This is a genomic window from Bradyrhizobium genosp. L, assembly GCF_015624485.1.
Lineage (GTDB): Bacteria > Pseudomonadota > Alphaproteobacteria > Rhizobiales > Xanthobacteraceae > Bradyrhizobium.
In genome coordinates, this window is the sequence record NZ_CP061378.1 from 5,401,100 (window position 1) to 5,426,718 (window position 25,619).

Here is a 25,619-nt window from a genome sequence, read left to right on the forward strand (position 1 = left end):
ACGGAGGTTTTCAATGCGGCGTCGGTGGATCGTTGTTGGTGTTTCGTTGCTGGCGCTGCCGGCCGCGCTGGCCCAGACCAAGGGCAAGGGCATCCGCCTGTGGAATCTGACCAGCGCCACCATTTCGAGCTTCGAGCTGTCGCCGGCCGGCAAGAACGAGTGGGGACCGAACCAGACCTTGAACGACAAGGACAAGGAGGTCGATCACGACGAGCGCCTGCGCATCACCGGCATCGAGCCCGGCCGCTACGACGCCAAGGTCGGCTACAGCGGTTCAAAGCAATGCGTCGTCCGCGACATCGAGATCAAGGCCGATGCGGTGTTCTCGGTCGCCGACAAGGACCTCAAGGACTGCAACAAATAGCGCATGATCCGGAAAAGTGTGAAGCGGTTTTCGGGCAAGATCATGCCCAAGAAAAGCTGAAGCGCGAAGCGCCTTAGCCGGCCGGCTTGTCGCCGCCCGTGCTGGCGTGGTCATTGGGGTGCGGATATTCGCAGCGCCATTTCACTGCGGTCCATTTCGGGTGCTGGCCGATCCATTGCGCGATATAGGGCGGCGCAGCCATTGCGCATTGCTGCGGTGAGCCGTTCCAGTCGAACAGCAGATGCTGCTCTTCGCAGATGCTGGGCGACAGCACGGCACACACGGTAATGACCAGGTCCATCGGGTTCATGCGTCAGTCCTCTCGAGCGTTTTCCAGCGAAGTGGATACCGGTTCGCGTGAAGAAAACGCGTCAAAACTAGAATCTGGAGCTCCGTTCCGATCCTTTCGGAACGGGGACTCTGGAGGTACTCGTCAGTAGATAACACTGCGAAATACGTAATCAGGCAACCCAGAGTTTCACAGCCTCGTGAGGGCCTGTTCCGGATTAGAAGTTGCAGCCGAACACCAGCCGCGCCTGGTGGCGCTCGAAATTGACCAGGTCGAGCGCGGCATTGCCACCGGTCCGCTGCCCCCAGGTCTGGATGCCCCAGCTCGCGGTCAGCCGCGCCTTTTCGGATATCTGATAATAGGCGGTCGGGCCTATGAACAGCGCTTGTCCTGACAATGCGTCGAGGCCGATCCCGTCATACTTTCTGAAATAGCGTACCTCGCCGCCGAGCAGGATGTCGGGCCGCAGGCGCGCCATCAGCCCGAACGCGGCGCCGAGCGTGGCATCCTGATCCGCGGCGCCCGTGAGCGGCATCCGCGTCCATTCCGGCTGGTAGCTCAGGTTGAAGGCCGCGATCGCGAAATTGGGAATCACCTCGCGGTCGACGGCAAGAGTGAACTCGGTGCCGTAGCTGCGGACCACGGCCGCGGTCGTCTCGTCGACGCGATCACCATGCAGCTCCATCGCCAGCGTCATGCCGAACGGCGCCGCCTCGCGATCGAGGAAGCGATAGCGGAAGTCGGCCGACACGCTTTGCCAGGACAGCTGGCGGCGATCGTCGAAGCCCGGCACGCCGGCGATATCGTGCGCCATGAACGTCGTGCCCAGCTCGACGCGGAAATCCCGCATCGGAACGAACTCCGCCTCGAACTGCTGACCGACGGCGCGATAGCTGCCGGCGCTCTTGCTGAAACGTCCGGTGGTCTCGCTCTGGAATTCGCGCTCGCCGACATCGCCGACGTCGGAGCCGATCATGAAGCCGAAGATGTGTTCGGTGTCGAACTCGTCGGCGCGCGCGACAAGCGGCAACAGCGCGGCGGCGACCATGGTCGCGGTACACAGCGCGCGTGCCAACCGAATCCTGTTGTCTACGAAAGCCATCGTACGCACCCTAAGCCAAGCCGGTACGGATCGGCAAATCGGGCGCTGCTCGCCGGTCGCGGCGTCGATCTCTGCGTCTTCGGGGTGCAGGAGATCTTTCGGAGGGGAAACCGGGCGGCATGATCGCTGCCGCCGAAAGCGGACGCCTGCCACGGCTCGACGCAGCAAGCTGCGCGAGCCGGGCAGATCGCCTCAAGTCACTTGCGCGCTGCGCAGGCGTACATGTTGATTTCCATGCCCACCGGCACTTCGACGATCTTCGGGGCTTTCCAGGCCATTTCCGTGCTCCCAAGTCAATTTGGTAGTTGAGCTGACGCAAAGTCTGCGCCGCGCCGAAAGCTAGGACCGCTCCCCGCATCGCGCAAGCAAGGGTGCTTGCGACCGACTTCGCTGCTGGACATGCCGGAGCAACCAGCGGCGTGCCGGCACCTGCGGGACTGCCAATCCGGCGGGAAGATCTGACGCTGTTCTGTCAGGCATTTTCCCACTGCCGCGGCACAACGCGCGGAGAGGGTAAGCGGATTGCTCTGCTAACGTCTTGCCCAGGAGCGAAATCGTATCTTTTTTTCTCACGGGCCGGGTTCGCGGGATGACGCCCGAGGAATCGACGCCTCGCCTATTTGAGCAGGCGCAGCAGCGCCCGTCCGGCAGGCGACTTCAATTCCTTCGCGTCCAGCGTGCCGTCATTGTCGGGATCGGCAGCCTTGAAACGCTGTTCGACGACCGAAAGATATTCGTCGAGCGTTAACGTGCCGTCGTGATCGGGATCGGCCGCGGCGAGATCCTTCTTGGTCAGCCGCCCGCGCAATTCGCGCACATCGAGCGTGCCGTCGTGATCGGGATCGAGCTTCGCAAACAGGTCGGCGGCCGCCTTCTTGGCCTCGGCGAGATCGACCGTGCCGTCATTGTCTGGATCGAGCATCTTGAGCGCGCTGCCACCGCCGGATTTCGCAAGCGCGGGACCTGACAGGACTGCCATGGCCAGGGTCAAGGCAAGCGATCGACGCGAAATCATCATTGGGTCTCCCATCAAATGCTGCTCCGACAACGCGGAGCATGCCCTTCAGTCGTGGCCGACCATAGCAGGTCGCCGAGCCTGCGCAATTCGTCGAGGCGGCCGCGTTTCGCGCGGGATGACATCGACGTCCGACCGCGGGGTCGCACGAACTCACGGGCGCGCGTAGCGCGTAAACGCAAACCTTGCTCGGGCAGCAGGCAGTGGCGTTCGGTATGCCAGATTGCGTTAAGCCGTGGCGGCATCTGCGAAAATCGGACGTCCGGCGTTTGCCTATTGTAGCGCCGAAGCGCTGCTCGCGTTTTCGTGTTGACGCGTTTTGGTTTCGGGCCGATGGTTGCATCTGCAACGTCAGGAATAGGCGTGCAGAAAAAGGTCCATTGGGAGGAGCTGATGAAACGCATTGCGCTGGCCGCAAGCCTCGTAATCCTTGCATCTTATGGTGCAAGCGCCCAAACCACCGAGCAGTTGGTCAAGGGTGCGACTGATACTTCGAATGTTCTCAATTATGGCATGGGTTACAATCTTCAGCGTTTCTCGACGCTGAACCAGATCAACAAGGACACCGTCAAGAACCTGGTGCCGGTCTGGAATTACAGCCTGAACGACGACCGCAGCGAGGAATCGCAGCCGCTGGTCTACCAGGGCGTCATCTACGTCACTACGCACAACGCCACGATCGCAATCGACGCCAAGACCGGCAAGCAGATCTGGAAGAGCAAGGTCGAATATCCTGCCGAGACGCCGCGGATCGTCTGCTGCGGCATCATCAACCGCGGTGCGGCGCTGTATGACGGCAAGGTGTTCCGCACCACGCTCGACGCCAACGTGATCGCGCTCGATGCCAAGACCGGCAAGGAGCTGTGGCGCCAGAAGGCCGCGGACATCAAGGAAGGCTACTCGATGACGGTGGCGCCCCTGGTCGCCGACGGCGTCGTGATAACCGGCATCTCCGGCGCCGAGTTCGGCACCCGCGGCTTCATCGACGGCTGGGATCCGGCAACCGGCAAGAAGCTGTGGCGCACCCACTCGATCCCGACCCCGGACGAGCCCGGCGGCGATACCTGGAAGGGCGACACCTGGAAGCTCGGCGGCGGCTCGACCTGGATCACCGGCTCCTACGATCCCGAGCTGAACACGGTGTATTGGGGCATCGGCAATCCCGGTCCGTTCAATGCGGCCGTGCGTCCCGGCGACAATCTGTTCACCTGCTCCGTGCTCGCGCTCGAACCGAAGACCGGCAAGATCAAGTGGCACTACCAGTTCTCGCCGAACAACCCGTTCGACTACGACTCGGTGGCCGAGATGGTGCTTGCCGACATGAACGTCGAGGGCAAGCCGACCAAGGTGCTGATGGACGCCAACCGCAACGGCTTCTTCTACGTGCTCGACCGCACCAACGGAAAGCTGCTGGCGGCCAATCCTTACGTCAAGGTCAACTGGGCCACCGGCGTCGACCTGAAGAGCGGCCGGCCGATCGAGACCGACGTCGCCAAGGATGCGCGCGACGGCAAGAAGGTGGTGGTCTATCCGTCGATCCTCGGCGGCAAGAACTGGGAGCCGATGTCGTTCAATCCGCAGACCGGCCTCGCCTACGCCAACACGCTCGCCTTCGGCGGCCATTACAAGACCGAGCCCGCGACCTACAAGCAGGGCGAATGGTATCTCGGCATGGACCTGACCGATCTCTGGGAATGGGGTGACGGCCCGCGCGGCCATCTCAAGGCGATCGATCCCATGACCGGCAAGGCGAAGTGGGAGGCGGCCAGCGACATTCCGCGCTTCTCCGGCGTGCTGTCGACCGCAGGCGGCGTCGTCTTCACCGGCGCTCTGACCGGCGAGTTCGAGGCCTTCGATGCCGAGAGCGGCAAGAAGCTCTGGCAGTTCCAGACCGGCTCGGGCATCGAGGGACAACCGGTGACCTGGCAGCAGGACGGCGTGCAATATGTCGCCGTCACCTCGGGCTATGGCGGCGTCTACTCGCTTTTCTCCGGCGACGAGCGGCTGGCCAAGGTGCCGCCCGGCGGCTCGCTCTGGGTGTTCGCGGTCAAGAACTGAGCGTAGGACGCCCACGTGACTGAAAGAGCAACTCTGTTGACGGCGGCGATCTTCGCCGCCGTCGCGGCAGTCTTGATCGCGCAGATCCCGGCCGCCGCACAGCAAGCCAACGCGATCGAGCTTCAGGGTCAGGTCGACCAGGGCAAGAGCACCTATGCCAGGAACTGCTCGCATTGCCATGGGCCGAACATGGTGAACTCCGGAACCATCACGCCGGATTTGCGCACGTTTCCCGACGACAAGACGCGGTTCGTGACTACGGTGAAGCAGGGCAAGAACGGCAAGATGCCGCCATGGGGCGACATCCTGAGTGAGCAGGAGATCGCCGACGTCTGGGCCTTCGTGTCGAGCCGGAGGAGCCCATGAGGACCCTGCTGGCAGGCACGACGATGGCGCTGCTGGTGGCGCTCGCGGCCTCGGCCGCGGCCGCCGGCGAACCGCTCAAGGTCTGCCTCGACGAAGACGTGCCGCCACTGTCGGTGCATCATCGCGGCAAGCCGGACACCGGCTTCGACGTGACGCTGGCGCAGGCGATCGCCGCGCGGCTCGGACGACCGCTGCAGATCCAGTGGTTCGAGAGCAAGCTCGACGAAGATTCGAGTCCCGCGCTCGAGGCCAACGCGCTGCTGTCGGACGGCCGCTGCGCGCTGGTCGGCGGCTACGCCCTCACCCAGGACTCCCTCGTCGTGCCCGGCGTCAAGACCGCCAAGCTGCCCGACTTCGACGGCGCCACGCGCGACGACCGCCGCCGGCGAATCCTGCTCGGCGTGCTGGCGCCGAGCCAGCCCTATATCTATTCGCCGCTGACCGTCGTGCTCGGCCCCAAGGCCAACGGCCGCGCGGTCGCGGGCATCGGCGACCTGGCCGGCCTGCGCCTGGCGATCGAAAGCGGCACGCTGGGCGACGCCATCCTGATGACCTTCGACAAGGGCAGGCTGATCGACGACATCACCCATCTGGTGCCGGGCCGCAGCGATCTGCTCGGCGAGCTCGACCGCGGCGCGTTCGACGCGACGCTGCTCGACCTGCGCCGGTTCGATGCCTACCGCGCCGGCCACCCCGACACCAAGATCACGGCATCCGGCTATTATTACCCGATCGGCGCCAACCGCGGCTATGTCGCGCTCGACGGCGACCGCGCGCTGCTCGACGCCGTCAACAAAGCGCTCTCCGAGCTGCAGGCGTCCGGCACCACCGCCCAGCTCGGCGAGGCCGCCGGCCTCACCTACCTCGCCCCGCGCGAGCCGGCGATCCTCGGCGATGTCTGGCTGAAGATCTTGAGCCGGTAGCGCGACCACGCGACGACGGTCCGAGCTGCGTGGGGCGGGCAAAGGCGCGCTTGCGCCGTGCCCACCATCCACGACGTGCTCGCGATGGTGGGCACGCTTCGCCTTGCCCACCCTACGCAGCTGCGCAGTCGCGACTACTTCAGATAGTTCGCGAGGTTGAGGCTCTGGATCTTGGAGATCGCGGAATAGGACGCGGTGAGCTGCGCCTGATAGGTCGAGATCTGCGCCGTCACGGCGGCGACGTCGACGCTCGAGAGATCAGTGCCGAGGCTCTGCGCAAAGCTCTGGTACTCGCTCTGGTTGGCGCTCGCGGTCTCGATCTCGGAGGCCGAGGTCGACAGCTTGGCCTGCACCGTGGAGGTCGCACCCAGCGCATCGCTGGCCAGCGTGAGAGCCTGCGAGATATCGGTCTGCGACAACGAGGTCGAGTTGCCGACGAATTTCAGCACCCGCATGATCTGCTCGAAGGCCGAGTTGTCGGCGTTGACGCCGTAGGGAACGGACTGGTTGTCCGCGACGCGGACCGAGGCGATCTCGCTGTCGCCCTTGTAATAGCTGGTGTCGGCCGTCGTCAGCGAACCGGCGCCGGTCGAAAAGGTTGTCAGGTCGGCCGGGGCGGTGCTGGTGCTCCCGCCGCTGAAGACGTACTCGCCGTCATATTGCGTGTTGAGCAGCGAACCCATCTGGGACATCGCCTGCTGGGCGTAGGTGATCACGGAGGTGGTCGCCGTGCTGCTCGCGGTGGTGGCGGCGCTGAGCTGGGTGCGCAGCTGCGTCAGGATATCGGTCATCGAGCCGACCGCCGAATACATCACCTGCACCTTGCTGTCGGCGAGCTTGGCGGAATCGATATAGGATTGCGAGCGCGTCACCGAGACCTGCAAATTGATCACGCGCTCGGCGCCCGAGCCGTAACCGCCGAAATCCTCCGACTGCAACCCGGAGGATTCCTGAATCTGCTCGTTGGCCATGATCGACTGCACGCGCAGCGCGCTCGCGATCATCTGATCGGACTGTGCAAAGGTGGCAACACGCATCACCATGGCGACGACCTCACCTTCAGCCTGACTGGATCGCGGTCATCAGCGCCGAGAACATCGAATTGATCGCCTGGATCAACTCGGACGCGGCCGCGTATTTGTTCTGCAGCGTGCTCAGATTGGCGGTTTCTTCGTCGATGTTGACGCCGGACTGCGACGACATCGAGTTGGCATAGGTCGATTGCGCGGTCTGCTTGGCGGTATAGGCAGTCGATGCCGTGGCCGCCTTGCTCGCGACGTTGGCGACGAGCGTGGCGGCGTAGTCGGTGAACGAGCTGGTAGTGGCGCCGAGCCCGCCGGCCATCGCGAAATTGTTCGATCCCGTCAGCGCGCTCAGCAGCGAGTTGGTCACGGTCGCCGAGCCCGATGACAGCACCTGGTTGCCGGCGGTCAGCGTCGCCGAGGAATCCAGCGTCGCCGTGGGTAACCCCGCCGCTCCGGACAGGATGTCGCTGCGCACGGCGATATCGGACGCGCCGGTGCCGGTGACGAGATCGTTGAGGCCGAAATAGTCCGACATGCCCTCGCCCGAGCTGCTGACCGAGCTCGTCATCTCGTTGATCGAGACGCCGTTGCCCGAAGTGGTCGCGGAGATCGACAGATGCCCGTTGGCATCGATCGACGCCGACACGCCCGAGATGCCGTTGATCGCGGTGACGAGATCGCCCACCGTGGCATAGGACGACAGATTGAGGTCCTGATACGAGACCAGGTTGCCGCTCTTGTCCGCCACCGCGATGCGCACCGTCCCGGTGGCCGACAACGGTGTCGAGCTGCTCGTCGTGGCCGTGCCGGTCAGGCTGGCCGGCGGCGGCACCGACGTGCCCTGGTTCGACACCGCATTGATGCTCGCCTTCAGTTGATCAGCGAGCTGATCGAGCTGTGCCTGCGCGTCGGGCAGCGTCTGATCGCGCAGCGTGATCAGGGCGCCGACCTTGCCCGAGGTAATCTGCGAGGTGATATCGACGCCGTTGACGGTGATGCCGCTGAAGCCGCTCGAGGCCGAGCCGGCGACATAGGTGGTCGACGCCGCGACGTCCGACGCCGTCGTGTAGCTCAAGGGATGCGCCGTGCTGTCGACCAGCGCCTGGCCCGAACCGGTATAGACCTGGATGTCGCCGTTCGATGCGGTGAAATAGCTGACATTCATCATCGACGCGAGGTCCTGCAGCGCGCCGGTGCGTTGGTCCTCGAGATCGGCGGTCGACTGTCCCGCGGCGGTTTGCTGCTTGATCTGGGCGTTGAGATCGGAGATCTGCTGCAGGTCCGAATTGATGTCGCCGACCGACGAGGAGATGTCCTGGTCGGCATTGCTGCGCAGCTTCTGGATGTTGCTCGACGTATCCTGCAGCTGGGTCGTCAGCGCGTTGAGCGCGCTGACGGCGTTCGACTGCAGCGAGGCGCTGCTCGGCGTGTTGGCGAGCGACGTCAGCGCCGATTCGAATGCAGCGATCGTGTTGGCGAGCGAGGTGCCGGTCGTCGACGAGCTCGCGCTCGAGGTGCTGCCATAGAGCTGCTGGAGCTCGCTCAGGTAATTGTTGGTGGTATCGGCGGCACCGAGACCGGAATCGGCTGCGACCAGCGACTTCAACAGTAGCTTGTCGACGGTCGAGGAGATTCCCGAGATCGTGACGCCGGTACCGACGCCGGCGGTGACGTTGCTGCTCTGGTTGGCATTCTTCTGGGTGTAGCCCTTGGTGTCGGCGTTGGAGATGTTCGCCGAGGTCACGCTGATCTGGACCTGCGTGGCCGACAGACCGCTGAACGCGATTTGTTGCGCGATACTGAGCGACGACACGGCTACTCTCCTCCTGCGCCGATCCGATCAGGCCCGCACGTTGGTGCCGTAAGACGCCGCAGACGTGACACGGCGGCCGGCGGCGCCATACGGCGACACGTTGGCGATCTGCTCGCGGATCGCCTGCATGATGGCCTCGATCCGGCGGTTGCTGGCATCGATCGCGGCGCGCAGCCGCAGCACGTTCTCGTCCATCGCGGCACGCAGCCGCAGGATCCGCTCCATCAGCTGCTCGCGCAGCACGCGATCATGGACCTGAAGGTTGGCGGTCTGGCCGACCGCCTCGGCGACGCACTGCTCGAACAGATTGGCGAGCCGGTTCTTCTCGTCGACCTGCTTCAGCCGCGAGGCCGGCAAGCCCTTGGCGAGCTCGACGTTCTCCTCATTGACGACCGCGATCAGGCTGTCGATCAGCGCAATCAGCGACCTGGCGCGCTCGTCGGTCCCTGCGGGATTGATCTTGATGGTGGCTGCCGTTGTCATGGTATCGCTCCCGTCCTTGCTAGTGTCCGCCACGCAGCGCGCGGACCGTTTGCGCGCCGCGTCCATAGGCGGTGATCGCCGTTGCCCGGACCGTCGCCCGGTTGATTTCCGCATCGAGCCGCGCGCATTCGCGCATCAGCTGGTCCCGCAGCGTGGTGATGTCGTCGAGCAGCGCGCGGAGCTGGCTCCGGTCGCCGGCCTCGACGGCGTTGGCCCGCGCGGTCAGGCGTTCGAGCCTGATCAGCAGCCGGTCCTTTTCATTCTTCCTGGCGGTCATCACCGCGACACCGCCGAGATCAGGGTGTCGAACATCTTGTTGACCGTCGTGATCACCTGCGACGCCGCCGAATAGGCCTGCTGCGCCGAGATCATGTTGGAGAACTGACCACTGGTGTCGGTGGTGCTCGATTCCAGCTCGCTGCCGTAGACCGTTCCGGCGCCGTTGGTGCCCGAGGTCTGCAGCGTCGCGGTGCCGGAAGCCGCGGTTGAGGCGTACATGCCGTTGCTGTTCGCGTTCAGGCCGTTCGGATCGCTGAACGTCGCCACCGCGATCTTGTAGATCGCGATGGTCTGGCCGTTCGAGTAGGTGGCGTCGACCACACCGCCCTTGCCGACCGAAATGCTGCTCAGCTTGCCGAACGGCAGGCCGTCCGAATTGATGCCCGTGAGGTCGACCGATGGCGTCGACTCGCCCGAGGAGAGCTGCGTCAGTCCGTCGGTCTTGCCGATGGTGCCGAGATTGAGCGCGATGCTGCTGTTGGCGGCGCCGTCGGTCCATCCGGTGATATCGAGCGTCGGCGAAGCAGGCGTCGTCGATGCCAGCGAACCGTCGCTGTTGAAGGTGATGCCGACCGTGCTGGTGGTCGTGCCGGTCGCGGTGGTGCTCGAGCCGGACGCCAGCGTCGGATCGCCGAAGGTCGCGCTCCACGCATTGGAGCCGGTCTTCTTCCAGGTAATCTGGACCGAATTGGCCGTGCCGAGCGAATCGTAGACCGTCATCGAGGAGGTGAACGTCGCGCCGGTCGCCGCATCGGACGGCAGGTTCGCCGCGATCGTCGACTTGGTGGTCGCGCTGCCGCTGGTTTCGGCGACCTGGGTGTTGATCGGCCCCAGGCTCCCGGCCGACGCGTTGCCGACGACATTGCCGTCGGCGTCGGTGCGCCAGCCCTGGAGATAATAGCCGTTGTTGACCAGGTAGCCCTGGTTGTCGGTCGTGAATGCGCCGTTGCGCGTGTAGTAGGTGGACCCGCCGGCCTGCGCGTTGGTGGCCACGAAGAAGCCGGCGCCCTGGATCGCGACGTCGGTCGCGTTGGTGGTCGCTGCCAGCAGTCCCTGCTGGGTGATGTTGGCGCGGCCGGAGACCGTGACACCGCCGGAGGTGTAGGAGGTGGCGCTGCTCGACGCAGTCACCAGGTCCTCGAACATCGCCGATGTGGTCTTGTAGCCCGTGGTATCGGCATTCGAAATGTTATCGGAAATCATCGCAAGCGACTGGCTCTGCGAATTGAGCGCCGAGATCGCCGAGGAAAGTGCACCAGTCAAACTCATGATAAAACTCCGAAGACGATCAGGACGTAACGCCGATAATGTTGGAAGCGCTGACCGGGACGCCGTTCACGAGCAGCGACGGTGTCGAGCCGGAGGCATCGATGCCGGTCACCGTTCCGGTGATCGAGGTGTAGCTGAGCACCGAATTGCCGGCGGAGTCGGTCGCGGTCACCGAGACGGTGTACTGGCCGCCATCCGCGAGCTGGGTGCCGTCGGAGCTCTTGCCGTCCCAGGTGAAGGAGTTGGAGCCGGCGTTGCCGGTGCCCTTCCCGCTCCACACGACGTTGCCCGAGGAGTCCGCGACCGAGATCGCCACGTTCGACGAGGCCGAGGTCAGCGAGTAGCCGAACGTCGCCGAGCCGTTGGTCAGCTCCGCGGTGTTGGTCTTCGCCTCGACGGTGTGGCCGATATAGTTGACCGAGTTCAGCGTCACGAGGCTCGAGAACGAGCTCGCCAGCGACGTCATGCTGGAGTTGATCGATTGCTGCTCGTTGAAGTTGGCGTAGGAGGTGAGCTGATTGATGAAGTCGGTCGAGCTGGTCGCGTTGAGCGGATCCTGGTTCTGCAGTTCGCTGACCAGCAGATTGAGGAAATCGCTCGAGCTCAACCCCATCGATGCATTCGAGGCGGAGCTCGAGCTCGTGGAGCTTGCAGCAGAGGTTGCCGAGGAGACGGTCATGACAAATCTCTCTTCGCCACGGGATGCGCGGCGGAACGCGTGGGAACATTGGTCGTGAAAGTCGTTCGCAGATGAAACGGACGACGCGCCGAATTCAGGCGCGGATTCATTCGCGCCGAATCACTTGATTAGTCGGCAGAATTTGCCGCGGGCCTCACGGCAAGCGGCGCTGGCCGGCGAGCGGCACAGCGTTTCGGAAAACCAGCGAAGGATGGAGCGGCCGGGCGCTCAGAGCTGCAGGCTGATCGACAGACCCGGCTCGTCCAGCATCAGGGACGCCGGGGCCAGCGCGGGCAACAGGCAGAATGCCAGCAGCAGCGCCGGCAGCACCTTGCCGCCCGGCGCGGGCTCGTCGGAAGGCTGCGCGTCCTGCGCAGTGTCTTCAGGCGGCGCGGCCGGCTGCTTCGGCAGTTTCGCGGCTGCGGTGACGATGCGATCGAGAAGCCCCGCGGGCGCGCGGACCGGCGGCGCTGCGAGCGCGCGGCGCACCGCGCTCGCCTCCTCATACAGCGCGCGCGCCTCGGCCGAGGATGCGAGCAGCTGCACTGCGGCCAGCCGCTGATCGTCGGGCCAGTGGGACAAATCCTCCCCCAGCCGGTCGATCAAGTCCTCAAATGTCGCAAAGTCCATCCCGCGCGCAGATCCAGCCTCGTCGCCAAGGCTGTCATAAAGCATCCGCGGGACAGCGGAAATCAATTTCCGCCGGCGCGACATTAGGCCCGACATGATGTCCACCGGACGGCCATTTCCCCACCCCGACGGCCGCCGCATCGTCGCCCGTCTGCGACGAATTGGCGCTCACAGGCTGATTCGCGCCCCCGCGCGTCTCAGCGCCTGACCACTGATTCGGTGGCCTTGGCCTTGCCGGCGGTCTGCTCGACGAACTTCCAGGCGTCGCGGAGTTCCGTCAGGCTGGCAATGATCCGCCGAAAGCTTTCCTTGGCATGCGGCTGGCCGTAGGAGCGCAGGCACGCCATGATCAGCGAATTGTAGGTCCGGTACAGCCGCTCCGCCATCGCGCCGCCGCGGTTGAAATCGAGGTGATGGCTCAGCCCGCGCAGGATCGCGGTGGCCCGCGTCAGATAGTTGTGGCCTTCCTCGAAGCGCTTGGCTTCGTGCGCTTCCAGCGCCTTCTGCAGCAGCGTGATGGCGCCGTCGCACAGCATCACCACCGCCTTGAGCGGCGGCACCGCCACGGCGGCGGATCGATAGGCATTGTTGGCCTGATAGGCCATCGCATTCTGTGTCATCAGTTACTCGATGCTGCGTTCAGGAGGGCTTTCAAATAACCCAGGGTATTGTTGGCGCTTTCGATGGCGGCCTGATAGTTGGCGTATTGAAGCTGCAGCTGCGCCTTGAAGGTCGCCGCGTTGCTCTGGATGTCGCTGACCTGGGACGACAGATCGGTGTCGCGCGACTGCAGGTTGGTAATCATCGTCTGCAGCTGGCCGCTGGTGCCGGAGGTGGTGTGTGCAATCTGGTAAAGCTGGCTCGCAAGACCGGATGTCGACGTCACCGTGATCGACTGCGAGGTCGAGCCGGTGTAGGTGAACGCCATGCCGGCGTAGGCCGTGCCCGAATTGCCGATGATGGAATCGCCGACGATGGAAAAGCCCGAGCTGTCGCCGCCGATGGAAGCGCCGGTCAGCGTGCCGTCCGAACCCACCGTCAGGTCGAGCGTGAACGACTGCGGCGACGTGCCGGTGTTGACGACGTTGAGCTGACTGGACGAGGTGGTCGTCTGCGCCGCCAGCAGCTTGGTTACGCCGGCGAGATTCTGCGTCAGCACGGTGGACAGCGTACCGGTATCGAGCTGGAGCTCGTTGTTCTCGTTGAAGGACAGGCCGAGGTCGGCCATCGTCATGCTGCCGACCGAGCCACTGAGCACCTGTTGCAGCTGCGTCATGATATCGCGCATCGTGCTGTCGCCGAACAGCACCGCGCTGGACGACGCCGTGCCGTCGGAATTCTGCGCCGACTGCGCGATCACCTGATCGCGGAACGCGTTGTAATTGGTGACGAAGGTCTGCAGCGCGGTGGTGATCGCGCTGGTGTCGGCGCTGATGCTGACATTGATCGATGTTCCGGCCGGCGTCGCCTGCAGCAGGTCGAAGGTGACGCCCGTCAGCACGTCGGAGACATCGTTGGTGTTGCGGGTCAGCGAGATGCCGTCTAGGGTGAATTCGGCCGGTTGCGCCTTCTGCAGCACGTCGGTGAACGCGCCGGTGCTGTCGGTGACACCGAGCTTGTTCAAGATGTCGTCGCCGGAGGTCGACGAATAGCTGATGTTGGCCGCGTCCTGGGTCCCGGTCAGCACCATCTCATAGGACCCGCTCGACACCTGGACGATCGAGGCCTGGACGTTGGTGGTCGAGGTCTGCGCGTTGATGGTGTCGACGATATCCTGCATCGACATGCCGCTGGTGATCGAGATCGCGGAACTGGTGCCGCCGGCGAGCCCGAGCGAGAACGTCCCGGAATAGCCGAGCGCCGTCGAAGAACTCGACTGCGAGGTGCCGATCGCCTTCTGCGCGGTCGCAAGCTGGGTGATCGTAAGCGTGTGGTCGCCGGTCGCCGAGCCGCTGTTGACGCTCATGTTGAGCGCCGAGGACGCACTGACGTCGCCGGTCGCGGAAATCGTCGCCGATCGCGTGGCGAATGCGTTGGTGGTGATCGAATTGATGACCGAGGTGCTGAGCGATGACAGGCCCGTGGCCAGCGTCGAAAGCTCGGTCTGCAGGCTCTGGTAGGCGGAGACCTTGGCCTGGTTGGCGGTGATCGTCGTGGTGATCGAGGTGGCCGCCGCCAGCTTGGCGTCGACTTCGGCCGTGATCAGGGCATCCCAGTCGATGCTGGTCGAATTGGTCGTGCCGGTCGTCGTGACCGTGCTCGCAGAGCTGGACGATGAGCTCGTGCTGCTGGTGCCGGTCGTGCTCGAGGTGGCGCTGCTTACCGTCATGTCAACACGTCCGCCGGGAAAGGAATCGGGCCGGCAACAGGCCGGCCCGATTTACGCATCGAATTAGCCGAGCAGCTTCAGCAGGTACTGCGGCATCTGGTTGGCCGCGGTTTCGGCCGAGACGGCGGCCTGGGTCTTCACTTCGGCCGAGGACAGGGTCGCCTGCTCGGAGGCGATATCGACGTCCTTGATCGCCGAGTTGGCCGACTGCAGGTTCTGGGTCTGGGTCGAGATCGAGTCGGCGCTGAAGTTGAAGCGGGATTCCTGGGCACCGATCTCGGCGCGGGCGGACGACACGCTGTCGATCGCGGTATCGAGCAACGACATCGCACTGGTGGCACCCGACAGGGTCGAAACGTCGAGCGAGGTCACGCCGAGCGAGGACGCAGTCAGGCTCGTCAGCTTGATCGAGATGGTGTCGGCCGAGGTCGAGCCGACCAGCACCGCGACGCCCGAGGAGAACACGCTGGTGCCATCGAGCAGGCTCTGGCTCGAGTAGCGGGTGCCGGAAGCGATGGAGTCGATTTCGCCCTTGAGCTGCGTGAATTCCGAGTTGATGTAGGCGCGGCTGGAGTCGGCGACGGTGCCGGAGGCCGATTCAGAGGCCAGCGACTTCATGCGGGCCAGGATGTCGGAGATGTTCGACGCGCCGCCGTCGGCGGTCTGCAGGATCGAAGTCGCCTGCGCGGCGTTGGTGGCGGCCTGCTGCAGCGTGGTGATGTCTGAAGAAATACGGGTCGAGATCGCGAGACCGGCGGCGTCGTCGGAGGCCGAGGTGATGCGCGAGCCGCTCGACAGCTTCGACAGTGCGCTGGTTTCCTGCATCGAGTTGATGTTCAGGTAGCGGACCGCAGAGTTCGCGGCTGTGTTGGTGGAAATTGCGGGCATGTGTAGCTCCTGTGCTGATGGGCGACATGCCGCATCATGAGAAGATGAGAGTTGACGCGGATCCAGCCCCCGTCCGTCCGATCAAACGGAAGGGCGGCCGGTGATCAGGCGCGAAATCTTTCAGAAGCCGGATTTTATGGTTAGCAATCGGTAAACGCGCCGCGCAGGTCGCGCTCGTGCCGTTTCAGGTTCTCGCGCAATTGCTGGCGCCCGCGCTTCAAGAGCGACTCCACGGCGGCCACGGTGGTGTCCATGACTTCCGCGATCTCGCCGTTGCTCATGTTCTCGTGGTAGGAGAGGATCACCGCGACGCGCTGCTGCTCGGGCAGCTTCTGCATCGCGACTTCCAGCAGATTGCCGATCTCGTTGCGCTCGATCACGGTCGAGGCGTCGAGCTGGGTGTCGGCGACTTCGGGCACGACGTCGACATTCTCGGTGCGCGGCTTGCGGCGCAGGTCGATGCAGCGGTTGCTGACCACGCGATAGAGCCAGGTCGAGAACTTGGCGCGGCCGTGCTGCCAGCGGCCGCGATGCGTCCACACCTTCAGCATGGTGTCCTGCACCACGTCCTCGGCATCGGCGGCGTTGCCGACGATGCGCAGCGCGATCGCGTAGGCGCGATCGACATGACGCTCGACCAAACCGCGAAACGCCGCCTCGTCGCCGGCGGCGAGGCGGTCGAGCAGATCCTTGTCTTCGTCCTGGATCTCGACGGTGTCGAGCGGGCCGGCATCTTCAACCGTCGGGACGTCATTCCAGGGCGGCGTCGCTTCGGCCGGCGCGACCGCGGCCTTGGTGGCCTCGACCTCGGCCGTTGCCCTCATCTCAAGCGCGTAGCTCATGCCCCACTCTCCAACCAACGCCGCTGGCACGTGCTCCATGCGGCTTCTAAGCGTTGAACGGAGGGGTCAAACAAACCAGGCGAACTTTTTTCGTTATTTTTCAAATGCTTAGCTGGATTTTTTTGCCGACCGCCCGGCAAAAGCTGCCGCCTCACCGGGGCACAAGGGAGCAGTCGGCATGGCTCGGAGCAGTCGTTCAGCATCGCCTCGGATTTCCGCAGGAGAGGTCGTCGCGTCGGAAAACGCTGTTGCCACATCAACTAACGCCACGCGAACGACCGCGCGCATACAGCGTGCGAGTGACCGATTGCCGCGTGGACGCCGTCTTGCATTCGACGATTCCGACTAGGCAATTTTTTCCGAATCACCGTTTTGACGTTATCGAATTTTTTGAATCTGTCAGTCGCCAAGCGCGCGTTTTGGAATCCCGCGCCAACTTTTTTGGTTAAGCGCGCCTGAATTGCCGCAACGACGCGTACAACGCACCGAGGATCAGCGGGAATTTGCGCATGACGATGATGACGATCGACGCCTCGCGTCGGGCGCAGAATGTTTCTGCATGCTCATTCGATGTCTTCGATACATTTCTGCTGCGCGCCTGCACTACGCCAGATGGCGTGTTTGAAAGGGTTTTTCAGCTTTCTAATGTTTCTGAAAAGTTTCCAAATATTTCTATCAGTTTCGTTCAGCATCGAATCCAAGCTGAAGCCCGCGCGCGCAAGCTCGCGAAAGAACGTACCGGCTCGACCGAAGTTCATATCTCCGATATCTATAAGTACTTTCCTTTCAAGCTGTTCGGCCTGAAACGCGACGAGCTGGAGGATCTCGCCGAGCTCGAATTCGAAGTCGAGCTCGAGCTGTGCCGCGTTAATCCAGAAATCATTCAGCAATATTTAGACATGAATCGAGGCGGCTTCCGCGTCGGTTTCATTTCCGACACCTACTGGAACGGCGACCAGCTCGCCCGCCTGCTGCGCAACTGCAGCCCGGGGCTGAGCTGGGATTTCCTCTACGCGTCCTGCGACCACGGCAGCAGCAAGAGCGAGGCGCTGTTTGCGACCTATCTCGCCGAGCAAGGCATCGACCCCGCCGGCTCGTTCCATATCGGCGACAACCACAACGCCGACATCAAGGGCGCGCGCCAGCACGGCATTCGCCCGCGCTATTATCCGCAGGCCAGCGCTTCATTGGCGTCGAAGCTGCAGCGGGAGACCGCGCTGTTCGAGCTGTTGTGCCCTGACCAGCCGTCGCGGCTCGATCACGGCGCCCGCACCTTGCGGCGCGTGGTGACCGCCCAGAGCGCGGAGCACTCGGCCGCCTTCCACCTCGGCGTCACCGTGCTCGGCCCGGTGATGACGGCGTTCGACGCCTTCATCGAGACGCGCCGCGCGGCACTTGCAAGCGAAGGCGCGCGCGTCGCAGTCGGCTTCCTCGGCCGCGATGGCTTTCTGCCGCACCGGATCTGGCAGGACGCGCATGGCCGCACCGGTGCCTATCTCGAGATCAACCGTCGCATCAGCCTGGTCGGCTCGGCCGATACGCTCGAGCCCCTCACCGATCTCCTGAGCCGGGTCGCCAAGATCGACGCGCCGACCTTCGTCGACATCGTCAAGGTGCAGCCGCCGGCGGTGATGGCCTATTTCGCGCGATGCCCCGACGGCATCAGTGATGGCAAGGAGTTCGCCGAGGCCCTGCCCGATCTGATGGACGTCAGCGAAATCACCGACATCTCGGCCGGCGTCCGTTCGCGCGTGCTGGCCTATCTGCGCGCCCAGATCCCCGATTTCGACAGCTGCACCGACCTGATCCTGGTCGACCTTGGCTATTCCGCGAGCGTGCAGAAGTCGCTGCGACGCATCTTCGACCGCGAAGGCATCCGCATCCGCCTGCACGGTGCCTATCTGCTGACGCTGGACGATGCCTTCGACGACATCGCCGACGACGACACCGCGGAAGGACTGATCTCCGATCGCGTGGTGACGCCGCATGTCAAACGCATGCTGATCCGCAACGTCGCGCTTCTGGAGCAGCTCTGCTGTTCGGCGGAAGGATCGGCGCGCGACTATCGCGACGGCGAGGTGCTGCGCGAAGGCGACCAGCGCCCAGCGGCGCAACTGGCGATCGCGACCGAAGTGCAGTCCGGAGCCGTCAGTTACGCATCGCGGGCCCGCGACCTCGCGCCACGCTACGCGCTGCTGCCCTATGCCGATCCGCCGGTCGCCGCGCGCTGGGCCGCCGCCGTGCTCGGACGCCTGTTGCTGCTGCCCGATGACGACGAGCTGGTGCTGCTGGGCGGCTTCAAGCACGACGTCAATCTCGGCACCCAGGCGCTGGCGCCGCTGCTCGATGCCGGCTTCGTCAGCGATCGGATCATCGCGCGCGGTCTCGGCGGCGCCTGCACCTCGCCGGCACCGCCGATGTGGCTGGCCGGCAGCCTTGCCGTGCTGTCGCCTTCGCACGCCTATTTCTACGCCCTGTTCGGCGCCAACCGCCTTCCGGCCAACGTGTTCGGCGAGGCGCAATGCGGCACGCTCCAGGTCGGCCTGTTCGGCAGCGACGGCCAGGCCGCGCTGGAGGCCATCAGCGTCTACCACACCGGGCTCGGCGATCTTCGCCTGCACATCCCGCTGTCGCGCGGCATGGCGGTAGAGACGATCGCGCTGCCGCTGGCGAAGCTGATGCGCGAGGGCATGCTCCACGGCATCACCGTCCAGTACGGCAAGACCCCCGCGAAGGCCGCCGACAACTCGGACCTGAAGGCGATCGCCGACGGACGGCTGGTCTATGCCGGCCTCGAGCAGAGCGGCCGCCACTTCCGTGCGGCCAACGACGACGGCATGCTCTTGATCCCGGTCGACGGCTTCGAGGACGATTTCGCGATCTATACGATCGCGCTGACGTCGCTCAGTCACGACCGCATCCTCGCGGTCGGCGAGCACGACACGAACGGAGCTCCGTCGGCCACGCTGACCTGGCGGAACGCCAACCATCCGTCGATAACAAACGGCAACTGAATTCTTCGCCTGATCTCGCCGCCCCGCTCGTAGAAGGTTAACGAGGGGTAATGCGGGCATGATTTCGGCTCACTTGGCGCAAGCGGACGGCTTGCAGACGGATTTCGACCAGTTGTTGGCCGCGAACGGCATCAGGATGAATGCCGCCCAGCGCCGCCGGCTGGCATGGCTGGCGCGGCGGCTCGGACCTGTGAGCCTGCATCAGGGTGGCCCGGTCGCGGCCAGGGATCGCGGCGTCATTCTCGTGGTCGAACCGCCGAGCGGACCCGCCGCCGAGATCTTCTATCGGTCGCTGCGCTCCGATTGCGCGGTTGTCGTCCCCTTCGGCGAAAATCCGGCGTTCGACTTCCTCAAATCCAAGCTGACCGACTTCGGCACGATCGGACCGAGCCTCGATGGCCCGCACGAGATGTGGTGGGGCGGCATCAGCTGGCGTCCGATCGCGCCCGAACAGGGATTTCGAACCGAGGCCGCCCTGCGCGTGGTGTCCTGCTATCCCCGCGCCCACGGCGAGGATCAAGCCCAGCAGCTTCGGGACGCGCTGAGCGAATTCGGGATCGCCCATGACATCGCGCCGATCGACACCGCCGATGGCGAAGAGATCCGCGCCGCCGACAAGGCCGCCTTCATGCTGCGGATGTGGCAGGAGCATCGCGAGCCCCTGCTCTTCATCGCGCCCGATGCCACGCTGAGCGAGCCGCCGGTGTTGCCCTCGCATCTCGACTGCGACGTTGCGGTTCATAAATGGAACCGATGGGAGATGTCGGGGCGCACCCTCTATTTCGGCCGCACGGCCGCGGCAGAGACGCTGCTGAGCAACTGGCACCACATCGCGACAGCCTATCCGGCCGTCTGGGAGGGTTACCTGCTCGATCAGGCCTGGAGCCTGACGTCGTCGCAGCTGCCGCTCGACACCGTGTGGCTGCCGCGCTCCTATCATGCGCCGATCGACGATCTCGGCACGCCGCGGCACACCACGGTCGTGCACGATCTGCCCGCCGACAACGCCGATCTCGGGCCCGACGCCGAGTTCGGCATCGCGGTGCGGGCCGCGCGGCGCGCCGGACGCAGCAGCGGGCGCGACTCCATGATCGTGATCTCGTCACAGGCCGCGTCCGATGATGCGATCACCGTGATCATGCGCGACATCGCCACCAGCGACGCCCGCGAAATGGCCGCCAGCATCGAGGCGGTGGCAAGCGCCTTCGCCGCCGATTGCGGCGGCTTCGGCCGGCTCGAGCTCGCGCTGTGCCCGTGGCAGGACGACATCCGCGCCGCGAAATCGGCGGCGCGAAGCGCCAACAACCGGATCATCGAGATTGCGCCGTGGCAGACGCTGCCTGCCGATCTGTTTCGCACCGTGAGCCAATCGCGGGATGGGGGGAGCGTCGTGGTCATGGCCGGCCAGCGCGGCTGAGCCTGGCCGCGCAATGACAGGGATATCAGCACCGTGAAGACCATCATCCTCCTCACCGGCGCGGCCGGCCAGCAATTCGCGCTCATCGAGCTGTTGAAGGCGCACAATCCGTCGCTCAGCTTCCGCTGCGCGGTGACGGCGGAGGAGCTCGCCGCGATCGAGCCCGAGGTGCTGCACGAGGCACGGCTGTTGGCGTTCACCGCGAGCGTCATCGTACCGGGCGGCATTCTCGCGGCGCTCGGCCACGGCGCCTACAATTTCCATCCCGGCTCGCCGCAATATCCCGGCTGGGCACCGGCGCATTTCGCGCTCTATGACGGCGCGCGCACGTTCGGCGCGACCGCGCATGTGATGGCCGAGCGGGTGGATTCCGGCCCCATTGTCGGGGTCGAGTCCTTCATCATCCCCGACAAGATCAGCGTGCGCGGGCTCGAGCAGATCGCCTACGTGCGGCTCGCCCATCTGTTCTGGCGAATGTCGCGCGACCTCGCCTGCAATCCGGGACCGATCGCAGAACTGGACATCGCCTGGTGCGGCATCAAGAGCACGCGGCAGATGTACCGCGACATGTGCGACTTGCCCGCCGGCATCAACGCGGCCGAGCTGGCCCGCCGGATCCGCGCCTTCCACGACGATTTCCGCGGCATCCCGCTGACCACGAGCGTGCACGGCATCCGCTTCGAGCTGTCGACCGCGGCCGCGCCGGCCCCCGCCGCGCCGCAGGTGGTCTCGCCGCCGCTTGCCGCGGCGTCCTGACGCGAGGGGCAGCGATCGCGGCGCGCATCACCAAAATGTCGAAAACAACCCCATGCAAAGGTGCCGACGGCTGCCGGCACTCGGAAAAGCGCTGTCCGTAGCGGGTGAAGATGTCGTGTTTTTGTAGCTCGTGATCTGTCGCCTTCGTTTCAGATTAGCAGGGGAGCCGGAAGGCGTGGACGGCATTCCCTGATTGATCATGCCACGGCTGTTGCGGCGGTTTTAGCCCTGCGGGTGGGTTTCTTTGTTCGACTTGCAGCCGGTTTCTCCGCCCCGACCCGCGCTGTCTCGACGGCGGCGCGCGCAGGAGCGGTCAAGGACGCGCGCTTGCGCGCCCGCCACACGATGGACGATGCGACCAGCGAGGTCTACTCGATGGTCCTGGTCGAGGAAGAAGGAACGGCCTCGACCTTCCAGGCGCTGCGCGAAGTGATTGGCGAGCATGGCCTGTTCTGCGCGCTCTACACCGACCGCGGCAGCCATTATTTCCTGACCCCAAAAGCTGGCGAGAAGGTCTCGAAGACGCAACAAACCCAGGTGGGACGGGCCTTGTCGCATCTTGGGATCGAGCATATCGCAGCCTATTCGCCGCAGGCGCGCGGGCGCTCCGAGCGGCTGTTCGGCACGTTGCAGGACCGGCTGCCGAAGGAGCTGCGGCTTGCCGGGATCACGACGGTTGAGGCTGCCAATGCGTGGCTGAAGGCGCATTACATCGCCGGGCACAACGCCGCCTTTGCGATCAAGCCCGAACAGGAAGGCAGTGCATTCGTGGCCGACCGGCATGAGGCCTGGCGCGAGGCGCTGTGCGTGATCGAGGAGCGAACCGTCGCCAACGATAACACCGTTGCATGGAACGGTCGGCGGTTGCAGTTGCCGCAGAGCCGGCTCAGGCCGCACTTCGTCAAGGCCGTGGTGCGCCTCCATGAGTATCCCGATGGCACCCTCAGCGTGTTCCTCGGGCCGCATCGGTTGGCGATGTTCAGCGCCGACGGACAGCAGATCAGCCCCGACGCGCCCCAGCCTGGCAGCGTGCTCGCAGCCGTCAAGGACAAGCCCTGACGATCAGGTCGTTCGCGGGCAGACCCTCGATCCAGACGTGGCGCGATCCGTCCTGATGCAGCAGCATGCCCCGAAGCGGCCGGCGAGGGCGCTTCTTGCGGTGCGCCGAATGCTTCGGCGCTTTCCGCACCAACCCGGCTGCGTGCAAGGCCAGCTTGGTCACCGTATAGCCCAGCATGTAGTCATGCCGCTTTTGCAGCTGCTCGTGGAAATGCTTCACCGTGAAGTCCGCGTACTTGTCCCGGAACAGCCCCAACATCCGCTCCAGTTCCTCCTCCGGCGCCCGTCTCGGCGATCGCCGACCCATCCGCCGGTCGACAAGCCCGGCATCGCCCTCCGCCTCAAAGCGCTCCGCCCAGCGTTGAAAGGTCCTTACGCTGATCCCCAGAACCTCCGACGCCGCCTCCTGCGTCAGCTCCTTGGCCTCCGTACGCTCCAGCAAATCTGAAAACCGCATCCGTCGTACTCCCTCGTGAATGGATGCCGTGCCCATCGTGCCCCCTTGGTTCCCGGGCACCAAAAACACGACACTTCACGAGCTACAAACAGGCGACAGATCACGCGCTACTGACACCTTCGACACGGCACTTGACACGTCGGGCAACTCAGCGGTACGCTTCCATTATTCCGAAATCGTGCGACGCTATCGCCAAATCATCGAACTTGCGCGACAGCCTCCGAACCGCCGGCAATTGATCCGCCCCGTTCTGCCCGCTCCAGACCCGAATTGATCCCGAGCCGGTCGAGCAGATCGGCATCGCGGTCGCGCTGCGGATTGCGCGTGGTCAGCAGCACGTCGCCGATGAAGATCGAATTGGCGCCGGCCAGGAAGCACAGCGCCTGCAACTCGTCGGTCATGTATTGCCGCCCCGCAGAGAGCCGCACCACGCTGTGCGGCATCATGATGCGGGCGACCGCGACCAGGCGCGCGACCGCGATCGGGTCCGGCCGCTCCGCTGACGCGTTGACCGGCACGCCCTTGACCTCGTTCCACAGATTGATCGGCACGCTCTCCGGATGAACAGGCATGTTGGCGAGCAGCACCAGCATGCCGAGCCGGTCGGTGACCTGCTCGCCCATGCCGATGATGCCGCCGCAGCAGACCTTGATGCCGGCCTCGCGCACATGGCTCAGCGTGTCGATGCGGTCCTGCAAGGTGCGCGTCGTGATGATCTGGTCGTAATAGTCCGGCGAGGTGTCGACGTTGTGGTTGTAGAAGTCGAGCCCGGCCTCGCGCAGCCGCCCCGCCTGCGCCGGCGTCAGCATGCCGAGCGTGACGCAGGTCTCCATGCCGAGCCCCTTGACGGCGCTGACCATCTCGCAGACCTGGTCGAGATCGCGATCCTTCGGGTTGCGCCACGCCGCCGCCATGCAGAAGCGCTCAGCGCCGGCCTCTTTCGCACGCTCCGCGGTCGCGATCACGTCGGCCTTGTCCATCAGGCGCGTCGCCTTCAGGCCGGTGTCGTAGTGCGCGCTCTGCGAACAATAGCCGCAATCCTCCGGGCAGCCGCCGGTCTTGATGCTGAGCAGGCTCGCGGTCTCGACATGGTTCGGATCGAAATGGGCGCGGTGGACGGTTTGTGCGCGAAACACCAGGTCGGAGAACGGCAGGCCGTACAGGATTTCGGCTTCAGCGCGGGTCCAGTCGCTGCGGATGGTTTCGGTCTCGATCGTCACGCTGCTCTCCGCTGTTCGGCACTTGATGCCCTCGGCGGCGATGTCCGCCGAGCGATGCATCTGATCGGAGAGATATGCGTCCATTCCATGGCGCAAGTCCAGACGCCCTCCGGGACAGCAGGTATCCACGGATGGGCGGCGCCAAGCGAGAGCCGGCTTCAGGAAATAGCCTTTCCCGAAGATTTGTCGAACAGATGCACGCGCTCAAGATCGATCCCGACGTCGAAGGGCTGATCTGGTACCGCGGTGACACCGACCTGCATTTGCGCGGTGAAAGGAAAGTCGCTGACGGTTCCGATCACCAGCGTATGCGGACCCAACGGCTCGACATCCCTTACGGTCATGCGGATCGAGCTGCCTGCCGGCGCACCATGCTGGAGGACATGATCCGGCCGCACGCCGAGCACGACCGGCTTCCCGGTGCTCTGCGCCCACGCAGCTTCACGCGACTTCGGCAATTTCAGCACGATACCCGACGGCACGGTGAAGACCAGGCCGCCATCGCGGGCAACGATCTCGCCGTGAATGAAATTCATGCTGGGAGCGCCGATGAAACCCGCAACGAAGAGGTTGGCGGGCTTCTCGTAGATCGTGATCGGATCCGCGGCCTGCTCGATCCGGCCCTTGTTCATCACCACGACACGGTCGGCCATGGTCATGGCCTCGACCTGGTCGTGCGTGACATAGACGATGGTCTTGGCGAGACGGCGATGCAGCGCCTTGATCTCGGTGCGCATCTCGATCCGGAGCTTGGCATCGAGATTGGACAGCGGCTCGTCGAACAGGAACACGTCCGGACTGCGCACGATGGCCCGGCCGATCGCGACGCGCTGGCGCTGGCCACCCGAGAGCTGCTTGGGACGGCGGTCGAGATACTGCTCGAGATCGAGCACCCGCGCGACGTCCTTGACGGCCTTCTCGATGCCGGCGCGCGGTTCGCCGCGTACCTTCATGCCATAGCCGATGTTCTCGCCGACGGTCATGTGCGGATAGAGTGCGTAATTCTGGAACACCATCGCGCAATTGCGCAGGCCCGGACGCAATTGCGTGACGTCACGATTGCCGATCCGGATCGTACCGCTGCTGACGGTTTCGAGCCCTGCGATCATCCGCAAGGTCGTGGTCTTGCCGCAGCCGGACGGGCCGACCAGCACGACGAATTCCTCGTCGGCCACGTTGAGATCGAGCCCCTCGATGATCGTGTAGGGACCGTAGGCCTTGCTGACGTTCTCGATCTCGACGTGCGCCATGGGGTCGTTTTCTGTCTCTCGCAGGTAACAATTGATTATCCCGGATGACGCTGTCACGTCATCCGGGACGTCATAGGTTCGCAACTTCAGTT

Annotated in this window: 27 protein-coding genes; 8 read left to right on the forward strand and 19 right to left on the reverse strand. The window is 64.5% G+C overall.

The features are described from left to right. Nucleotides 1–13 precede the first annotated feature (13 nt). On the forward strand, nucleotides 14–364 hold the full coding sequence (locus IC762_RS25800; RefSeq protein WP_195785011.1) for a hypothetical protein: 351 nt from the start codon (nucleotides 14–16) through the stop codon (nucleotides 362–364). Between the two features lie 73 nt (nucleotides 365–437). Here the strand turns inward: IC762_RS25800 and IC762_RS25805 are convergent, their stop codons facing one another. The 4 genes from IC762_RS25805 to IC762_RS25820 form a co-directional block, all read right to left on the reverse strand. After that, complete coding sequence (locus IC762_RS25805) at nucleotides 438–674, reverse strand: hypothetical protein (protein WP_195785012.1); 237 nt, start codon at nucleotides 672–674, stop codon at nucleotides 438–440. Between the two features lie 196 nt (nucleotides 675–870). Beyond that, a complete protein-coding gene (locus tag IC762_RS25810) occupies nucleotides 871–1,755 on the reverse strand; it encodes a hypothetical protein (protein ID WP_349629728.1) in 885 nt (294 codons plus the stop codon). A gap of 197 nt (nucleotides 1,756–1,952) precedes the next feature. After that, a complete protein-coding gene (pqqA, locus tag IC762_RS25815) occupies nucleotides 1,953–2,033 on the reverse strand; it encodes a pyrroloquinoline quinone precursor peptide PqqA (RefSeq protein ID WP_012029362.1) in 81 nt (26 codons plus the stop codon). Between the two features lie 338 nt (nucleotides 2,034–2,371). Continuing rightward, on the reverse strand, nucleotides 2,372–2,770 hold the full coding sequence (locus tag IC762_RS25820; RefSeq protein ID WP_195785013.1) for an EF-hand domain-containing protein: 399 nt from the start codon (nucleotides 2,768–2,770) through the stop codon (nucleotides 2,372–2,374). 393 nt (nucleotides 2,771–3,163) lie between these two features. On the opposite strand from IC762_RS25820, the gene IC762_RS25825 reads away from it, so the two are divergent. From IC762_RS25825 to IC762_RS25835, 3 genes are read left to right on the forward strand one after another with little or no spacing between them, the layout of a single operon-like run. Beyond that, nucleotides 3,164–4,828, forward strand: a complete 1,665-nt coding sequence (locus tag IC762_RS25825) for a methanol/ethanol family PQQ-dependent dehydrogenase (protein WP_195785014.1) — start codon at nucleotides 3,164–3,166, stop codon at nucleotides 4,826–4,828. A 15-nt stretch (nucleotides 4,829–4,843) separates the two neighbouring features. Continuing rightward, on the forward strand, nucleotides 4,844–5,194 hold the full coding sequence (locus IC762_RS25830) for a c-type cytochrome (RefSeq protein ID WP_433995851.1): 351 nt from the start codon (nucleotides 4,844–4,846) through the stop codon (nucleotides 5,192–5,194). Continuing rightward, the gene (locus IC762_RS25835; protein WP_195785015.1) at nucleotides 5,191–6,117 is read left to right on the forward strand and encodes a substrate-binding periplasmic protein; all 927 of its coding nucleotides are present in this window, start codon (nucleotides 5,191–5,193) and stop codon (nucleotides 6,115–6,117) included. The genes IC762_RS25830 and IC762_RS25835 overlap by 4 nt, the downstream gene beginning before the upstream one ends. 134 nt (nucleotides 6,118–6,251) lie before the next feature. Here the strand turns inward: IC762_RS25835 and IC762_RS25840 are convergent, their stop codons facing one another. From IC762_RS25840 to IC762_RS35355, 12 genes are all read right to left on the reverse strand, one after another. Further along, nucleotides 6,252–7,160, reverse strand: a complete 909-nt coding sequence (locus tag IC762_RS25840) for a flagellin (protein WP_195785016.1) — start codon at nucleotides 7,158–7,160, stop codon at nucleotides 6,252–6,254. 16 nt (nucleotides 7,161–7,176) lie between these two features. Beyond that, the gene (flgK, locus tag IC762_RS25845; protein ID WP_195785017.1) at nucleotides 7,177–8,955 is read right to left on the reverse strand and encodes a flagellar hook-associated protein FlgK; all 1,779 of its coding nucleotides are present in this window, start codon (nucleotides 8,953–8,955) and stop codon (nucleotides 7,177–7,179) included. Between the two features lie 27 nt (nucleotides 8,956–8,982). Continuing rightward, entirely contained in the window at nucleotides 8,983–9,438 is a 456-nt protein-coding gene (locus IC762_RS25850; protein ID WP_195785018.1) for a flagellar protein FlgN, read from the reverse strand. A 19-nt stretch (nucleotides 9,439–9,457) separates the two neighbouring features. Next, nucleotides 9,458–9,715, reverse strand: a complete 258-nt coding sequence (locus tag IC762_RS25855) for a hypothetical protein (protein ID WP_195790286.1) — start codon at nucleotides 9,713–9,715, stop codon at nucleotides 9,458–9,460. After that, nucleotides 9,715–10,986 (reverse strand): flagellar hook protein FlgE, encoded by a 1,272-nt coding sequence (gene flgE / locus IC762_RS25860; RefSeq protein ID WP_195785019.1) that lies wholly within the window; start codon nucleotides 10,984–10,986, stop codon nucleotides 9,715–9,717. Before flgE ends, IC762_RS25855 begins: the two co-directional genes overlap by 1 nt. 19 nt (nucleotides 10,987–11,005) lie before the next feature. Then, on the reverse strand, nucleotides 11,006–11,665 hold the full coding sequence (locus IC762_RS25865) for a flagellar hook assembly protein FlgD (protein ID WP_195785020.1): 660 nt from the start codon (nucleotides 11,663–11,665) through the stop codon (nucleotides 11,006–11,008). Nucleotides 11,666–11,893: 228 nt separating this feature from the next. After that, nucleotides 11,894–12,400, reverse strand: a complete 507-nt coding sequence (locus IC762_RS35810) for a hypothetical protein (protein ID WP_433995852.1) — start codon at nucleotides 12,398–12,400, stop codon at nucleotides 11,894–11,896. 92 nt (nucleotides 12,401–12,492) lie between these two features. Beyond that, nucleotides 12,493–12,915, reverse strand: a complete 423-nt coding sequence (gene fliS / locus IC762_RS25875; protein WP_195785021.1) for a flagellar export chaperone FliS — start codon at nucleotides 12,913–12,915, stop codon at nucleotides 12,493–12,495. Then, complete coding sequence (gene fliD, locus IC762_RS25880) at nucleotides 12,915–14,624, reverse strand: flagellar filament capping protein FliD (RefSeq protein ID WP_195785022.1); 1,710 nt, start codon at nucleotides 14,622–14,624, stop codon at nucleotides 12,915–12,917. The genes fliS and fliD overlap by 1 nt, the downstream gene beginning before the upstream one ends. A 63-nt stretch (nucleotides 14,625–14,687) precedes the next feature. Beyond that, nucleotides 14,688–15,512 (reverse strand): flagellin, encoded by an 825-nt coding sequence (locus IC762_RS25885; protein ID WP_195785023.1) that lies wholly within the window; start codon nucleotides 15,510–15,512, stop codon nucleotides 14,688–14,690. A gap of 140 nt (nucleotides 15,513–15,652) precedes the next feature. Continuing rightward, nucleotides 15,653–16,354 (reverse strand): RNA polymerase sigma factor, encoded by a 702-nt coding sequence (locus IC762_RS25890; protein WP_195785024.1) that lies wholly within the window; start codon nucleotides 16,352–16,354, stop codon nucleotides 15,653–15,655. A gap of 563 nt (nucleotides 16,355–16,917) precedes the next feature. Beyond that, a complete protein-coding gene (locus tag IC762_RS35355; protein WP_246801242.1) occupies nucleotides 16,918–17,244 on the reverse strand; it encodes a hypothetical protein in 327 nt (108 codons plus the stop codon). 9 nt (nucleotides 17,245–17,253) lie between these two features. On the opposite strand from IC762_RS35355, the gene IC762_RS25895 reads away from it, so the two are divergent. The 4 genes from IC762_RS25895 (at nucleotide 17,254) to IC762_RS25910 (ending at nucleotide 22,600) form a co-directional block, all read left to right on the forward strand. Then, on the forward strand, nucleotides 17,254–19,368 hold the full coding sequence (locus IC762_RS25895; protein ID WP_246801244.1) for an HAD family hydrolase: 2,115 nt from the start codon (nucleotides 17,254–17,256) through the stop codon (nucleotides 19,366–19,368). Nucleotides 19,369–19,426: 58 nt separating this feature from the next. Next, nucleotides 19,427–20,785 (forward strand): hypothetical protein, encoded by a 1,359-nt coding sequence (locus IC762_RS25900; RefSeq protein WP_195785026.1) that lies wholly within the window; start codon nucleotides 19,427–19,429, stop codon nucleotides 20,783–20,785. Nucleotides 20,786–20,818: 33 nt separating this feature from the next. Continuing rightward, complete coding sequence (locus IC762_RS25905; RefSeq protein ID WP_195785027.1) at nucleotides 20,819–21,541, forward strand: formyltransferase family protein; 723 nt, start codon at nucleotides 20,819–20,821, stop codon at nucleotides 21,539–21,541. 327 nt (nucleotides 21,542–21,868) lie between these two features. After that, nucleotides 21,869–22,600: a hypothetical protein gene (locus IC762_RS25910; protein ID WP_195785028.1), complete on the forward strand. Its 732-nt coding sequence runs from the start codon at nucleotides 21,869–21,871 to the stop codon at nucleotides 22,598–22,600. Here the strand turns inward: IC762_RS25910 and IC762_RS25915 are convergent. From IC762_RS25915 to IC762_RS25925, 3 genes are all read right to left on the reverse strand, one after another. Continuing rightward, nucleotides 22,584–23,057 (reverse strand): helix-turn-helix domain-containing protein, encoded by a 474-nt coding sequence (locus IC762_RS25915; protein ID WP_195785029.1) that lies wholly within the window; start codon nucleotides 23,055–23,057, stop codon nucleotides 22,584–22,586. The genes IC762_RS25910 and IC762_RS25915 overlap by 17 nt on opposite strands. Nucleotides 23,058–23,254: 197 nt before the next feature. Next, nucleotides 23,255–24,361, reverse strand: coding sequence for a biotin synthase BioB (gene bioB, locus IC762_RS25920; RefSeq protein WP_433995853.1), 1,107 nt, complete (start codon nucleotides 24,359–24,361; stop codon nucleotides 23,255–23,257). A gap of 74 nt (nucleotides 24,362–24,435) precedes the next feature. Continuing rightward, the gene (locus tag IC762_RS25925) at nucleotides 24,436–25,527 is read right to left on the reverse strand and encodes an ABC transporter ATP-binding protein (RefSeq protein ID WP_195785030.1); all 1,092 of its coding nucleotides are present in this window, start codon (nucleotides 25,525–25,527) and stop codon (nucleotides 24,436–24,438) included. Nucleotides 25,528–25,619 lie beyond the last annotated feature (92 nt).